Annotated in this window: 19 protein-coding genes; 17 read left to right on the top strand and 2 right to left on the bottom strand. The window is 58.9% G+C overall.

Features of this window, described 5'->3' with window-relative positions; translation table 11 throughout:
• The 17 genes from GO615_RS29415 to GO615_RS26070 form a co-directional block, all read left to right on the top strand.
• Positions 1 to 91, top strand: a 91-nt coding sequence (locus GO615_RS29415) for an IS3 family transposase (protein WP_339379976.1), incomplete at its 5' end; no start/stop codon positions are given.
• Positions 92 to 129: 38 nt separating this feature from the next.
• Positions 130 to 2,109 carry a hypothetical protein gene (locus tag GO615_RS26145; protein WP_169132792.1) on the top strand — a complete coding sequence of 660 codons (1,980 nt, stop codon included), beginning with the start codon at positions 130 to 132 and terminating at the stop codon, positions 2,107 to 2,109.
• A gap of 407 nt (positions 2,110 to 2,516) precedes the next feature.
• The gene (locus GO615_RS26140) at positions 2,517 to 3,782 is read left to right on the top strand and encodes a tyrosine-type recombinase/integrase (RefSeq protein WP_169132791.1); all 1,266 of its coding nucleotides are present in this window, start codon (positions 2,517 to 2,519) and stop codon (positions 3,780 to 3,782) included.
• Positions 3,783 to 3,862: 80 nt separating this feature from the next.
• A complete protein-coding gene (locus GO615_RS26135; RefSeq protein WP_169132790.1) occupies positions 3,863 to 4,114 on the top strand; it encodes a hypothetical protein in 252 nt (83 codons plus the stop codon).
• Positions 4,115 to 4,134: 20 nt separating this feature from the next.
• Positions 4,135 to 4,338, top strand: coding sequence for a hypothetical protein (locus GO615_RS26130; protein ID WP_169132789.1), 204 nt, complete (start codon positions 4,135 to 4,137; stop codon positions 4,336 to 4,338).
• A gap of 125 nt (positions 4,339 to 4,463) precedes the next feature.
• Positions 4,464 to 5,081 carry a helix-hairpin-helix domain-containing protein gene (locus GO615_RS26125; RefSeq protein WP_169132788.1) on the top strand — a complete coding sequence of 206 codons (618 nt, stop codon included), beginning with the start codon at positions 4,464 to 4,466 and terminating at the stop codon, positions 5,079 to 5,081.
• Positions 5,082 to 5,480: 399 nt separating this feature from the next.
• On the top strand, positions 5,481 to 5,675 hold the full coding sequence (locus tag GO615_RS26120; protein WP_169132787.1) for a helix-turn-helix transcriptional regulator: 195 nt from the start codon (positions 5,481 to 5,483) through the stop codon (positions 5,673 to 5,675).
• A gap of 10 nt (positions 5,676 to 5,685) precedes the next feature.
• Complete coding sequence (locus GO615_RS26115) at positions 5,686 to 6,063, top strand: hypothetical protein (RefSeq protein WP_169132786.1); 378 nt, start codon at positions 5,686 to 5,688, stop codon at positions 6,061 to 6,063.
• 3 nt (positions 6,064 to 6,066) lie between these two features.
• Positions 6,067 to 6,459, top strand: a complete 393-nt coding sequence (locus GO615_RS26110) for a hypothetical protein (RefSeq protein ID WP_169132785.1) — start codon at positions 6,067 to 6,069, stop codon at positions 6,457 to 6,459.
• 278 nt (positions 6,460 to 6,737) lie between these two features.
• Positions 6,738 to 7,529: a hypothetical protein gene (locus GO615_RS26105; RefSeq protein WP_169132784.1), complete on the top strand. Its 792-nt coding sequence runs from the start codon at positions 6,738 to 6,740 to the stop codon at positions 7,527 to 7,529.
• An 11-nt stretch (positions 7,530 to 7,540) separates the two neighbouring features.
• Positions 7,541 to 7,828: a hypothetical protein gene (locus GO615_RS26100; protein ID WP_211167371.1), complete on the top strand. Its 288-nt coding sequence runs from the start codon at positions 7,541 to 7,543 to the stop codon at positions 7,826 to 7,828.
• Positions 7,825 to 8,049 carry a hypothetical protein gene (locus GO615_RS26095; RefSeq protein WP_169132783.1) on the top strand — a complete coding sequence of 75 codons (225 nt, stop codon included), beginning with the start codon at positions 7,825 to 7,827 and terminating at the stop codon, positions 8,047 to 8,049. Before GO615_RS26100 ends, GO615_RS26095 begins: the two co-directional genes overlap by 4 nt.
• Before the next feature lie 14 nt (positions 8,050 to 8,063).
• Positions 8,064 to 9,407, top strand: a complete 1,344-nt coding sequence (locus GO615_RS26090; RefSeq protein ID WP_169132782.1) for a glycosyltransferase family 9 protein — start codon at positions 8,064 to 8,066, stop codon at positions 9,405 to 9,407.
• Positions 9,408 to 9,423: 16 nt separating this feature from the next.
• Entirely contained in the window at positions 9,424 to 9,810 is a 387-nt protein-coding gene (locus tag GO615_RS26085) for an HK97 gp10 family phage protein (protein ID WP_169132781.1), read from the top strand.
• 19 nt (positions 9,811 to 9,829) lie between these two features.
• The gene (locus GO615_RS26080) at positions 9,830 to 10,072 is read left to right on the top strand and encodes a hypothetical protein (protein WP_169132780.1); all 243 of its coding nucleotides are present in this window, start codon (positions 9,830 to 9,832) and stop codon (positions 10,070 to 10,072) included.
• Complete coding sequence (locus GO615_RS26075; RefSeq protein ID WP_169132779.1) at positions 10,062 to 10,274, top strand: hypothetical protein; 213 nt, start codon at positions 10,062 to 10,064, stop codon at positions 10,272 to 10,274. Before GO615_RS26080 ends, GO615_RS26075 begins: the two co-directional genes overlap by 11 nt.
• Positions 10,268 to 10,480, top strand: a complete 213-nt coding sequence (locus GO615_RS26070) for a hypothetical protein (RefSeq protein ID WP_169132778.1) — start codon at positions 10,268 to 10,270, stop codon at positions 10,478 to 10,480. Before GO615_RS26075 ends, GO615_RS26070 begins: the two co-directional genes overlap by 7 nt.
• Positions 10,481 to 10,909: 429 nt before the next feature.
• On the opposite strand, the gene GO615_RS26065 is transcribed toward GO615_RS26070, so the two are convergent.
• Together GO615_RS26065 and GO615_RS26060 are read right to left on the bottom strand one after the other, a co-directional pair.
• Positions 10,910 to 11,155, bottom strand: a complete 246-nt coding sequence (locus GO615_RS26065) for a helix-turn-helix domain-containing protein (protein WP_169132777.1) — start codon at positions 11,153 to 11,155, stop codon at positions 10,910 to 10,912.
• Positions 11,156 to 11,364: 209 nt separating this feature from the next.
• Positions 11,365 to 12,468 (bottom strand): DNA-binding protein, encoded by a 1,104-nt coding sequence (locus GO615_RS26060; RefSeq protein ID WP_169132776.1) that lies wholly within the window; start codon positions 12,466 to 12,468, stop codon positions 11,365 to 11,367.
• Positions 12,469 to 12,693: the final 225 nt, after the last annotated feature.

The raw sequence follows: 12,693 nt of genomic DNA, 5'->3' as shown, positions 1-12,693 counted from the left end.
CATTGAACGCTTCTACAATCCGCGGCGGCGTCACTCCGTGCTTGGATATCTCAGCCCGGTTCAGTTTGAAGAAAATATGGTGGCTGTGTAGCTACCGAAACTGTCCGGAGAATCGGGGGCAGGCCACAATTGAAGGCATCCATTGCTGAGCAGATCGCGCAAACAGAGCACGTTCTCGCCTATCACTTCGATCCCAAGCTGGCCGACGTGGATCGCCCAGACCGTCCGATCAAGAACCGTGACCTTGCAGCCTTGCTCGGGTTCTATTTGGATCGTTCTGAACGGTACGGCGTTGTTTTGCCTGAGGCAGCAGAAGAAGCTCACTTCTTCTTGCGCCGCCTGGATGAGCGGCCATACACCCTGAAGTTCACGCGTAGCGCCGTTGTATTCGACTTCAGCAAACCGGGAACTGAGCCCGCCGAACACGAGAACGGCATCGAGTTCTACCGCATCGGTAATGACTTGATCCGCCAACTGGTCGAATCAGCGGTGACTGACACGGAGTCCATGGCAAGCCTGCAGAGTGCGCGATCTACCGATATGGCGCGCGAGGTCACTCAAGAGCTGCTGCGTCGCAGGACTTTGGCACCAGCCGTCCCGACCTTTGAGACGGCTGCCTTCTTGAGCCCGCCCCGTGACCGGACTCTGGCTTGGGACGACAGCCCACGGCTCTCATATAGCCCAGCCAGTCCCTCACCTGCGCCACAGGTGCGAGAACCAGAACCCACTCGGGTCTCTGGCCCGGATATCGCCCCTCCTGAGCAGCCGAACCCCGCACCAGAACCAACCCAGCCAGCGACGGCAGCCACCCTGCCCCTCCCCGCGAGTGAGGGAGAGAGCGCGGACAGACCTTCATCCCCTGCAGTCCCTGCCTCCCCGCCTGACGTGGTTCATCCCATCAATACTCGGGTTGCTTACGACATCATGCTGGGCGCGACTGGAACGACCCCTCAATACGGTTTGCTGGGAGAGGTTTCTGGACGCAAGGTCGCGCTCGACCTGAACCAGACCCACACCATCAGTCTGTTCGGTGTGCAAGGGGGCGGGAAGAGCTACACCTTGGGCAGTGTTGCAGAAATGGCTTCGTTGGCGATCCCCGGCATCAATTGCCTGCCCGAGCCACTGTCCACGGTGATCTTCCATTACAGCCCAACGATGGACTACAAGCCCGAGTTCACGTCGATGGTGGGCGCGAATAGCGTTGAGGACCAGGTTCGAGCGCTGAAAGAGGTCTACGGTGCGGAGCCGAAGGCCCTGGCTGATGTCCTGCTGCTTGTGCCGGCGGACAAGATCGAAGAGCGGCGGGCGGAGTATCCGGATATCGAGGTGTTGCCGCTGCAGTTCTCGGCGTCGGAATTGAAGGCTTCGCACTGGAAGTTCCTGATGGGAGCCGTGGGCAACCAGGCCACCTACATCCGCCAGATCATGCGCATCATGAAGTCCATGCGTGATGACATCACTCTGGAAGGCCTACGTGCGGGTATCGAGGCTTCGTCGGTCCCTGATCACCTGAAGGAGCTGGCCAGGATGCGTTTGGACTTGGCCGCCGATTACATCAACGATTCAACCTCGCTCACCGATGTGGTGAAGCCGGGGCGGTTGATCATCGTGGACCTTCGAGATGAGTTCATTGAGAAGGACGAGGCTTTGGGACTCTTCGTCGTGCTCTTGCAGCTGTTCGCAGATGCTCGAATCGATGGGCGCAGCTTCAACAAGCTGGTGGTGTTTGACGAGGCCCACAAGTACATCGAAAGTCCGGATCTGGTTGCGGGACTAATCGAGGTGGTTCGCGAAATGCGCCACAAGGGCGTTAGCATCATGGTAGCCAGCCAGGACCCCCCGTCTGTGCCAGTAAGCCTGATCGAGCTCTCCAGCCAGATCATCATGCACAAGTTCAACTCGCCCGCTTGGCTGAAGCACATCCAGAAAGCGAACGCTGCACTTGGCAACCTGACGCCCGAGCGCATGGCTCAGCTCAGGGCGGGAGAAGCCTACGTTTGGTCGAGCAAGGCCACCGATGACTCGTTCTCGAAAGGCGCGATCAAACTCAGATGTAGGCCACGCGCTACGCAGCATGGAGGTGCAACAAAACTCGCTGTTAGTGAGTGAGGTTCGGATTTAGATCGTGACCAATTTCGGACGGCTGTCGGAATGATCGGTCACGATCAAATCGGAACGGGGAGTACAACTGCGCACCCTCGCAGTCAGCTCCACATACTGGCCAGCAACGTCCAACCAAGTACAACCAAAGCCAGTCTGCCATGGCACACTGGATGGCATACCGAGAGACGCCACAAAAGAAAAAGCCCTTGAAAATCAATGGCTTTTTCTTTTGTTATGGCGGAGAGAGCGTCTTCCGGAATATAACTTCCTGATGCTATCCGATACAACCACAACGGCGCCACAGGCCTTACGCCGCAAGGCGTAGAAAGATTCATTGTATTACGTAGTGTCAGATGCTATCGTTCGATTGCACCTTTTTTTGTTGGGTGGTAAGTTGGATAGCGGAAGATGCCATGCCAAAGAAGGCCAAGGAACTCTCAGCGCTGGAAGTACAGCGGCTAACCAAGCCGGGGCTTTACGCCGTTGGCGGGGTGGCTGGCCTGCAGTTACAGGTTCTACCTACGGGCGCGCGGACCTGGGTGTTGCGCGTGGTCATCGGCGGCAAGCGTCGGGACATGGGTCTAGGTGGATACCCCGACGTAACCCTCTCAGGGGCGCGAGAGAAGGCCCGAGAGGCCCGCGCATTGATCGAAGAAGGTAAGGACCCCATCGCCCAGCGCGCAGCCGCCAGAAACGCCTTAATTGAGGAACGCAGAGCCCTTGAAGTGGCTCGCGCCCTTGAGGTTACGTTCGACGAATGCACCAACAGATTCCTCGCGTCGAAGGTAGCCGAATGGAAGAACGCGAAGCACGCAAAACAATGGGCCGCGACGCTCCACACCTACGCATCGCCGACCATCGGAAACATGATCGTGCGCGACGTTGCGAAGCCGCATGTGCTCAAAGTACTAGAGCCCATATGGCAATCCAAGACTGAAACCGCATCCCGACTGAGAGGGCGTATCGAGAGCGTCCTGGACTACGCTAAATTTTGCGGATTCCGTGACGGCGATAACCCGGCGAAATGGCGCAACAACCTTGAGCATGCGCTGCCGAAGCCTTCCAAGGTCGCGACAGTCGAACATCATTCTGCCCTGCCCTACTCCGAAATTGGCGCCTTCATGCGTGATCTGCGCAAGCGCAACGGAATCGCGGCGCGCGCTTTGGAGTTCGCAATTCTCACGGCCTGCCGTTCTGGCGAGGTCCGAGGCGCGACATGGAACGAAATCGACCTAGATGAAGGTGTCTGGCGAATTCCAGCGGGAAGGATGAAGGCCTCCAAAGAGCATTGGATTCCCCTTTCTGCACAAGCCGTCGCCTTGTTGAAAGGCCTGCCACGCGAAGAGGGAGCGACCTTGGTTTTCCCCGCGCCTCGGGGCGGCGTCTTGTCTGACATGACCTTGGGCGCCGTGTTGCGGCGCATGGAACGGGGCGACATCACCGCGCACGGGTTTAGAAGCACGTTCCGGGATTGGGCCGGCGAAACCACCGCTTACCCGCGCGAAGTCATCGAACACGCCCTCGCGCACCAGCTCAAGGACAAAGCCGAGGCGGCTTATGCGCGCGGCACCCTGATCGATAAGCGCCGCAGACTGATGGCCGATTGGGCCAAGCACTGCGACACCGTGCAGAAGGCCGGCGACGTCGTACCGCTGCAAAGGAGCAACACGGCCGCTTGACCGCCTCAAGCAAGCGGGCCGCGCAACGTCTAGACCACGAAGCGCGACCCTGACCACAACGCAATGCAGGAGATTGCATCATGGCTGACATCAACGATACCACCCCCGTCCCGTACTCGGCGTTCGCCTCGGAACATGCCTACGAACTCCACCACATTCGAGCGAAGCTGTCGGGTCTTATGGCCTTGGTTAAGGAGATCAAGGGTTGGGACAATGACCACGACGACTGCGTACCGATCACCTACCTATTCGACGGCGTTATGAGTGATCTGGAAACGATTGCCTGTGCCATAGACGACAGCGAACTCCACTACACGCTCAAGCAGCAATAACGGACGAAGGGGAAACAATCATGAATCACTTCTACGTCACCCTGACCGCGCAGGTCGTCATTCCAAATGGGCGTCAGCTCTTCGCGGGCGACGACTTGCTGATCGACCCCAATCTAGAGCCGACTGAGAAAAGCCTCGTGCTCGTGGGTAGTACGGTCGAACCGTGGGACGGACAGTCAGACATTCGTGGCGTTGTCGTCCGTGTGTCTCGCGAAGTGAATTAGCTCGCTGTTACGGCATAACACGGTCACGCCGCCCCTACCTCGACGGAGGGAAAAACCGGTCACCCTGCCGGCCTGGGGCGGTCATGCAAGACCCGCTATCCATCACCCACCGAAGGGGAGAATCCATGAGCGAGGAACTGATTGACGGGCACGAGTACTGCGCAACACTCCAACTTCGCACCCCCCTCGCCGCGCTCCTGAAGGACGGCGAGCGGACACCTAGCCGAACGCCGCCCGAAAATCCATTCGAAATGGAGCACGGGGCCTGGTTTCCAACTACACGCACTTGGCGTGACCTTGGAATTGATCTCGATGAATTGTCTGATGGTGAGGTCGCCTCAGATATCGGACCGGTTGACCGACTTAGCTACCGCAACTTTCTCATCTCACTCAAGATTGTTGCTTCGGATCGGGAAGCCACTATCGCGGATCGGATTGAACGCATCAAGTCAGTGCTTACGATGCCTGAGCATCGGTCGTTCAGCCGGCGACATGGCGGGCAAGCTTCCGTAATCGAAAAACTGTTTCCGAGAGTACTATCGGCCATTCCAGGCCTTACAAGGCCCGCCGCAGAGGAACTATGGAAGGCACGGATTCGCTGTATTTCTCGGATAAGACAAACGTCAGATGAGCGATTACTTGAGCTACCAGGAATTGGAAAGAAGAAGGTCGATGCGCTTCGTGCGTTCTGTGCGGAATACTGCGGCGACCCTCTCGCGGAGCGAATCGACCCCGACCACTAGAATCGACTTCTGGTTCATGTTCTTCATGGTCTAGACAATTGCTAGCGCCAAATCAAACGACAAAAAAACTACTTGCGTATCGTGATGTATCGATATACAGTTAAACCTGATTACTGGAATCGAGGTACTGCAACAAGGCGCTTAGGCGCGGCCGGATGGCCTTTGCAGAAGTAGATTCCCTAATCCCTGGATGGGGACGTGATCGAGTAAGGCTCACACTTCATCTAGGTCGCATTGCTGGAATTGAATCACTGCACCATGTCCCCAAGGGGGAGGCTGATGGCCTGTGCAGGGGGATATTCCTAAATCCTCTAAGGGGAAGCGATGAGCTAACGCTCGCGCTTCCCTTTTTTGTTTTGGGCAGCGCGAGTCTTGAAAATTTTTCGAGGACTCACGCAAATGACAGGAAAATCACTCCGCCCACAACAGGCCGCCGAATTCCTCGGCATTTCCATTCCGACCTTCTGGCGCTGGATCAAAGAGCGTCCAGACTTCCCCCGCCCCATCCGTCTTAGCGCCCGCTGCACTGTCGTTGATCAGGGCGAGCTGATCGCATGGCGCGATGCGCAATCCTCTGGCCGCAAGGCAGCGTGAGGTGCGCGCGATGACGACGACCTCCAGAAACGACAACGCCACCCTGGCCGGTGGCGATGACGTTAAAGCAAATGCGACGACATCCGGATTGTACAGCACGCCGGAGCGCGAAACATCCCTTCCCATCGTAAGCAACCCGCGCGAATGGCGCGCCTTGATGGCGCTGGCCGCGCGCGACCTCACCCGCGAACAAATGGACCGCACGGCAGGCGCGAGCAATTCACCTGACCTGATGAAGCGATGCCGGGAACGCTACAGCCTCGACCTTCCGTGCATCAAGGAAACGGTGCGCGACCGTGACGGCTTTGATGTGCAGCGTGGGGTCTATCGCCCTACCGCTGCCGACCGTCATCGCATCCGCCAATTGCTCGCGCGCAGGGGGATGTGATGAATGGGACGCGAACGCACGAAAAACCGCGTAGGCGGGCGATTCCTCGCTCTGCCGCATCAGGTGATGGACTGCCCAGCATTCATCGGCCTGAGCGCCCATGCAACCCGCTTGCTGCTGGATATGGCGCGTCAATTCGCCGGCACCAACAACGGACGATTGCTTTGCACCTTGTCCGTGATGAAAAAGCGCGGGTGGTGCAGCAACGACACCCTATCCCGTGCGCGGAAGGAATTGGAAGCCGCGCGGTTCATCCAGAAAACCCGCGAAGCATGGATGCCTCGCCGCGCCGCATGGTACGGCCTGTGCTGGCTGCCGCTGGACTTCGACCCTGCAATGGACATCAAGCCGGGCGAGTTCCTGACCAAGCAATACCTGCTTGCGGCTCCCCCGTAAAACAAAACACGTTACCGCCAGCCGGTAACACGGACGCCCCTACTGTACCGGCTCCCGGTAACACGAATCGCGCCGTGTTACCGCCAGACGGTTCTATAGGGCCGGATTCCTGCTTTTTCGTGTTACCGCCAGCCGGTGACTATTTAGATATTGCCATATGTAGGGGCTTTCTACGGGAAGCATCCGAAGGGGTGAAAAACGCGCGCGGCCCCTTTCAACCTCACAAAAAACCGCACTCGGCCGGTAGCCGGGCCACCCAATAGTTAAGGAGTCACACCATGCCTAACGAATTTTTCACCGCAAACCTGGCCGGCCAAACCGTGCGTCTCGGAATGTGGATGACCGGACGCCGGGACACGCCCCGCTTTGAGGCGTTGTATCAAACGGCAGCGTCGGCACGTCGCACCGTCGAGAGCTTTCTACAGGCAGGGCAGATGCTGCGCGGCAATGACCGCCTGTCCGACAGCGCAAAGCGTGAAGACACGCAGCGCGCCGCCCGCGAACGCTTGGGAGACATTGGCAAGCTCTCGCGCGAACTGAACCGGCATCGTCGGGAGGTGGAGGCCGAACGCGCGCAACTGCTCAAGCTGCCCGCCTATGGCGACAACGTCGCACAGGTGCTGATTGATTTGCGGATGGCCGACTTCATCCGGGACATGGACCCGAGCGCACGCAGCGCAAAGCTGATGACAGGCGCGGACCCCGACATGGTCCGCGTTGCGCTTCAGCTCCCGCCAGCCCTGACCGGCATCACGCCCGAATTCCGCTCCACTGTCCTGCGTGAGGCCGTTTTCCGCGAGAACCCTGCGGCAGCGCAAAACCTCTCCGATGCAGAAACGGCACTTGCGAATGTCGAGCACACACTAACTGCGGCATTCAAGCATTTGGCGAAGGAAGGGGGCGTTTCGCTCGATGACCAGGTGGCAGCGGCGGGTGATGCCGAGAGCGCGCACATGCTACGGAAGGACGTTTCCCCGGTTGCCGTCGAGCGCATCGCAGAACGTTTGCTGAACGCTGGCGCAACCGACGACGGCACCGACGACGACGAACGCCGCCAAGCGGCCGCCTAAGGGGGGCGCAAATGGCAGCGCATGACACCTGCAACGAGGCCACAAGCCGCGCCACGGCTGGCGGTGCTGCCATGCCCCCCGCCGGGGTCAAGCGCCTACGCCTGCCGCTGCGCAACCTCGCGGACGTTCAACGAGAACTGTCCCGCCTATATCGCTCCGCAAAGGTCGGCGAAGTTGCCGTAGCCGATGCGTCGAGACTTGCAAACATTCTGCAAATCGTTGCACGGCTTATTGAGGGCGCGGACCTTGAGCGCCGCATCTCGGATCTCGAAGAAGCACAGAAGGAGTCGCATCAATGAATGTGAATCGTGACGCCCGCCTGAAAAAGCTGGAGCGCACGCACCTGACGCAACCGGGCAGCCTGCCCTGTGCGGTGGTGCTGCCGCCTGACATATCCGCAGCGGAGCGTGCAGTGATCCTCGCCAACGTTGCAAAACGCGAAGCTGCAGGACAACGCGTTCTGGTTGTCTCATCGGCTGCTGAAGCACTCGATGCGCTCGTTGACGCCTTCGCGCCGTAATCAAAGGATTGACCATGGACACAATCGGCACCTTCAAAGCATTTCACAGAGCACTGCAGGCCTTTGATCTCGATACCGCGGCCGAACTCGCCTACGAGCTAGAAAAACACACCGAGACATTCCCTGCCATGGCCCGCGCCTCGTTCTCGCTCGCGCGTCGCGACTACCGCGAGACCCTACGCCGCCTAGAGGAGTGCGAACACCTGGAAGGCATGGAGCGCATAGAGGCGATGACGCTTCGCGCTATGGCACAGATCCACATTCAGGACTTCGACGGCGCATGGAAGAGCTGCGAGGCAATCGCCGCGGTTGATCCGAAGAACGAAGCACTCAAGACTTTGCGCGCCATGGCGGCATCTATTGCGAACCAGAGCGGAAAGCGTTTCGGAGATTACTCAATATCGCTCGATGCGGTCATTAAGGACCCCGCCACGCCTGTTGTAAGAGCCGCCGTTGTGCAGTTTGAACAAGGGCGCATGGAGGCCGGAAACGCCATCATTCTTGAGGCAATTACGCGCAATCCTGGCTCGGTTACCGCATTCGAGCGCACCATTCCGCAATGGGACGGACGGCCCGTATCCAATCTGACCGTTATCGGCGTTATGGGCCTGGGCGATCAAATACAGTACGCGCGGTTCATACGTTACGCGCGGGCTCTTGCCTCTCACATCACCTTGGCGATTCCGCGGCAACTGATGCGCCTGTTTGCGGACGTGGGCGCTGATCGCATCGTTCTGGATTGCGGTTATGGGTGCGTTAAAGACGCGGACGCCTATATCTCGTGCTTTTGGGATCTTCCCGCACTCCTTCGGAGGCACGACTACGGCGATACGCCATACCTACAAGCAGCAGCCACCCTGGAGCCGTCGCGCGCCCTGCAGGTCGGTCTTTGCTGGGCATCGTCGCCGCTTGGAAGCGAACGCGCGGCGAGTCTTCCAGACTTCGACCAGCTCCGCACCATGCGCAGGATCGAATGGCACTCCCTCGTTCCCGGAGCGGGCGCCGACTGGATGCGCATACATCACCCTGAGGACTTCGCCGACACCGCCGGCATCGTCGCGGGACTGGATCTCGTCATCACCGTCGATACGTCCGTTGCGCACGTTGCCGGTGCGATGGGAAAGCGCGTGTGGCTGCTGCTGCCCACTCATGCCGATTGGCGATGGGGCAAGGACGAATACTCGACCCCTTGGTATTCCTCCGCACGCCTCTTCCGTCGCCGTACTGGTGAGTCATGGCATGACCTGATGAAGCGTGTTCGCACGATGCTTGAGGCGAAGTCGCAAGGGTTGTTGGAGGCGAAGCGGCGACCCGCCGCAGACGCCATGTGCACCGCACTAGATCAGGCCGCGGCCTAACCTCAAGGAGTCAACAATGAGCAGCTTTAGCCAACAGCTCGATCAAGCCATTGCAAACGTAAAGACGCAAACAGAGCAGCACATGCGCAAGATCATCATCGAGACATTCACGAGTGTGATACGGATGAGCCCAGTTAAAACAGGGCGATTCCGCGGCAACTGGCAACCCGGTATTGATGTGATCCCCGAAGGCCCTGTCGATACGACCGACCGCACCGGCGCAAAGACCATCGCGCTATCGACGGCAGCGGCGATGAGGCTGCCCCTTGAGGATGGGCGCTCAATCTACCTAATTAACGCCCTCCCGTACGCGCTCGCGCTGGAGTACGGCTCATCGAAGCAGGCACCGCAGGGAATGGTACGCAGGACGTTGGCGAGCATTGCCGCCAAGTACGGCGTTTGAGAGCAGACAGGAGCGCGCGATGACGTCCAACCTAGAAAACCGCCTAGAACGGCTGGAACTGGCCCTGCAGAGCGTCAGAACCAAGCCGGTGATTCTATTCCTGCTGCCAGACAACTCCCCAGACTATGCAGAACAGCAAGCCGCTATCGCCCGTTTGAAGGCCGAAGGGCGAACGCTAATCCTGATGACTGACGACAAAGGCGCATGGGCGTTTGAAGGCACGCGCCAAGTATTTCCGATGGAGGCTGATCATGCGACTTGATGCCCGCGTGAAGAAACTTGAGCAGCGTAGTGACGCAGCCGAGTCGCCACCCGCCGCGCTGATTCTTCTGCCGGACTGCGACGAAGCCGCAGAGCGTGAAGCCTTCGAGAAACTGCACGGCAGGCCGCCTGCACTGGTCATCCGCTGCACCGCCAAGGATGCACGTGTCCGACCTGACCCCGACGAGGCGACGCCATGCTGAGCGAGTCGCAGCGACGCTACTACGCGGAGCAAGAGTCGAGGCTGCGGCGCGTTGCCGACGAGGAAGGCGTCACAATCTGGCGCCATGCTGGCCTGTGGCACCTCACCGCGACGCACTGCGACGTTACGGCCCGCGAGCTTTGGATGGTCCATGAGCGCGACATTCGCCGCCGCGACTGCCAGCGGGCCGACCGCTACCGGCGATGACCGTCTGACACGAGGAACCGAACCCGGCCACGCGCCGGGTTTTCCTTTTTTGGAGGTGCAAGCGGTCTTGCGTTTGTGTGGTGGGAAGTTGGGTGAAATAAAAAAGCGCCCCGAAAGGCGCTAATTTATTGGTGTTCTGGCGGAGAGAGCGGGAAGCTCAGATCCAACTCGCAAGTACCTGAATATTCAGAGAATATTTATTCAAACTTGAGCGTTGTAACACCCGCATGTAACACCCGCAGCGGTTAAAGACTGCCACAGTCCATGAAATTGCACAACTAGATTCAACTCCTTCGCCGCCCTGAACAATGGGGTTCGGGCAGATGCATGAGTTCGACTGCACACGACCTGCTGATGCTGGACGCTACAGAAGCCTCGATTGATGCCGGTCGCCCAAGTGACCGCTCAGTGGCATCACTAGCCCCTCGACTACCACGGGAAGTTGTCTTCGACGGGTTCGCGCGTCTGAACGATGAACTCGGCGTTCAACGCCATCAACACAGTAAGAAGCTGATCGAAGGAGACCGACTCGGGCGCTCGCTCAATCGCGGAAATGCGCTCTTGCGACAAACCGATACGCGCCCCCAATTCGGCCTGACTCCAGCCACGGGCCTTGCGCAGGCGCTGAAGTAGAGGGGTAAGTTGCCCCGTCGTTCTGACCAAGCCGATATGCATGTAATTATTCTAAATTTAGAATATTTCTACTTTATTCTTGATTTGAAATATCCGAAAGTACCCGAACAATCTTCACCTTCTCACCGCCTCCCCTTCATAAGGTTTGCGCATGCCTGCTCGCCGGGGGTGCAGCGATCCTATCCCAACGACGACATCACGAACGATGAGCGAAAGTGAAGATCCGCGACCAATCGTGTAGCGATCCTAATCTATCGAGCTTTCGGGTGTGTTGTGGTTACAGCACCCGCAGCTGCAACCGGCGACAAAGGTTTCCGTTTTCGCGCCTTCGGCTTCGTGCTGGGGTGTGCATCGCCCGATTCTGGCGCAGGCAGCATTTGCTGCGCCATAGTTCTGATCTTCTCGTTACGGAGCTCCAACTCGCGCCGCAGGAGCGCGACCTCGGTTGTTCGCTGTGAAAGCTGCCCCTGCATCGCGTCGATCTGTGCGATGTGCTGCCCCGCGACCTCCTTCATCTTGTTGAGGCTGCCTTCTGCGGCCCCCAAGGCTTGGCGGACGCTGCCCAGCTCCCGTTGTAGGGCACTGAGTTCGTCGCGCTGACGTTGAACAAGATCCACATTCGCCTGCCGCAGTTGAGCCAGTTCGTTCTGCACTTTCGCAGTGGTCGTGCGCTCGCGGTCGATTTCTAGCAGAGCCCGCTTCTCGGCCGCTTCGTAGCGATCCGCTGCACGCCGCAAGGCATCACGTAGCTTTTCGAGCTCGGACGCAAAGTCCTTGCGTGCCATGGAAAGTTGCGCCTCGTGCGCCTGGTGCTGTTGCTGTGCTGCCGAAAGCTCTCGGGCAAGCGCCTCCTTTTCCGCGCGCTCCGCTGCCACAGCGCGTTCCAGTGAAAGGTTGCGCTCCGAAGCTTGATCGATGGCCTTGTGCAGATGCTCGAGCTCGTCGTTGGCAGCCTGCCAGTCATGCTCGACGCGCCGCGTTGCAGCGTCGGCCGCGGCGACGCGAGCGTCGGCCTCCCATCGGAATATGCTCAGATTTTCGTGTGCTGCTGCTTGGGCATCATTCCATAGCCGCCCGACCAACTCCCCTGCCGCCGTTTTCAGGGGGTCGGGAAGGTCGGGGTGTTCGATGCGAACCCGGCTCTTCTCTCGCAGTTCCTCCCAGAAGCGCCCCAAGGCTTCCGCCGGCGCCGACATGCTCCCCTTCCTGACGAACTGGTAGAGCTTATTCGCGGTCGGCGTGATGCCGTAGCGGAAGAACAACAGCGCGCAAGCCTCGCGATACAGCTCTTGGGTGTTCGCCGTCGTGTCGCGCAGTGCGTCGATGGCCTCACGGATTTCGCTTTCAATGTTCATGGCTGCGACGGTTGCCCACAGGACAGGCGGCGATGTTTGACGAGGATTGTTAATAATACAACGTAACACGTATGTTTTCTTGCATTTTTGGCATAATCTTTGACATTATGACTCTAATGTCGAAAAATTGCGGCACGTTCGTGGTTAGGAAATAGTGAGTCCTGGAATCACTCCGAGGACGTGAAAAATGGCTGATTCCCTCTTAGTTCCCGGCCCGTTCGAGGG

The organism is Aromatoleum evansii, assembly GCF_012910805.1.
Lineage (GTDB): Bacteria > Pseudomonadota > Gammaproteobacteria > Burkholderiales > Rhodocyclaceae > Aromatoleum > Aromatoleum evansii.
Note: the sequence above shows the minus strand (reverse complement) of the source record. Positions and strands in the feature narration are given on the sequence as shown.

Excerpts from the sequence above, each read along its gene's own strand:
- GO615_RS26085 (WP_169132781.1), top strand. The coding sequence starts at position 9,424 with ATGAGCAGCTTTAGCCAACAGCTCGATCAAGCCATTGCAAACGTAAAG.
- GO615_RS26095 (WP_169132783.1), top strand. The coding sequence starts at position 7,825 with ATGAATGTGAATCGTGACGCCCGCCTGAAAAAGCTGGAGCGCACGCAC.
- GO615_RS26130 (WP_169132789.1), top strand. The coding sequence starts at position 4,135 with ATGAATCACTTCTACGTCACCCTGACCGCGCAGGTCGTCATTCCAAAT.
- GO615_RS26105 (WP_169132784.1), top strand. The coding sequence starts at position 6,738 with ATGCCTAACGAATTTTTCACCGCAAACCTGGCCGGCCAAACCGTGCGT.
- GO615_RS26065 (WP_169132777.1), bottom strand. The coding sequence starts at position 11,155 with ATGCATATCGGCTTGGTCAGAACGACGGGGCAACTTACCCCTCTACTT.
- GO615_RS26125 (WP_169132788.1), top strand. The coding sequence starts at position 4,464 with ATGAGCGAGGAACTGATTGACGGGCACGAGTACTGCGCAACACTCCAA.
- GO615_RS26060 (WP_169132776.1), bottom strand. The coding sequence starts at position 12,468 with ATGAACATTGAAAGCGAAATCCGTGAGGCCATCGACGCACTGCGCGAC.
- GO615_RS26100 (WP_211167371.1), top strand. The coding sequence starts at position 7,541 with ATGGCAGCGCATGACACCTGCAACGAGGCCACAAGCCGCGCCACGGCT.
- GO615_RS26075 (WP_169132779.1), top strand. The coding sequence starts at position 10,062 with ATGCGACTTGATGCCCGCGTGAAGAAACTTGAGCAGCGTAGTGACGCA.
- GO615_RS26080 (WP_169132780.1), top strand. The coding sequence starts at position 9,830 with ATGACGTCCAACCTAGAAAACCGCCTAGAACGGCTGGAACTGGCCCTG.
- GO615_RS26090 (WP_169132782.1), top strand. The coding sequence starts at position 8,064 with ATGGACACAATCGGCACCTTCAAAGCATTTCACAGAGCACTGCAGGCC.
- GO615_RS26120 (WP_169132787.1), top strand. The coding sequence starts at position 5,481 with ATGACAGGAAAATCACTCCGCCCACAACAGGCCGCCGAATTCCTCGGC.
- GO615_RS26110 (WP_169132785.1), top strand. The coding sequence starts at position 6,067 with ATGGGACGCGAACGCACGAAAAACCGCGTAGGCGGGCGATTCCTCGCT.
- GO615_RS26135 (WP_169132790.1), top strand. The coding sequence starts at position 3,863 with ATGGCTGACATCAACGATACCACCCCCGTCCCGTACTCGGCGTTCGCC.
- GO615_RS26070 (WP_169132778.1), top strand. The coding sequence starts at position 10,268 with ATGCTGAGCGAGTCGCAGCGACGCTACTACGCGGAGCAAGAGTCGAGG.
- GO615_RS26115 (WP_169132786.1), top strand. The coding sequence starts at position 5,686 with ATGACGACGACCTCCAGAAACGACAACGCCACCCTGGCCGGTGGCGAT.
- GO615_RS26140 (WP_169132791.1), top strand. The coding sequence starts at position 2,517 with ATGCCAAAGAAGGCCAAGGAACTCTCAGCGCTGGAAGTACAGCGGCTA.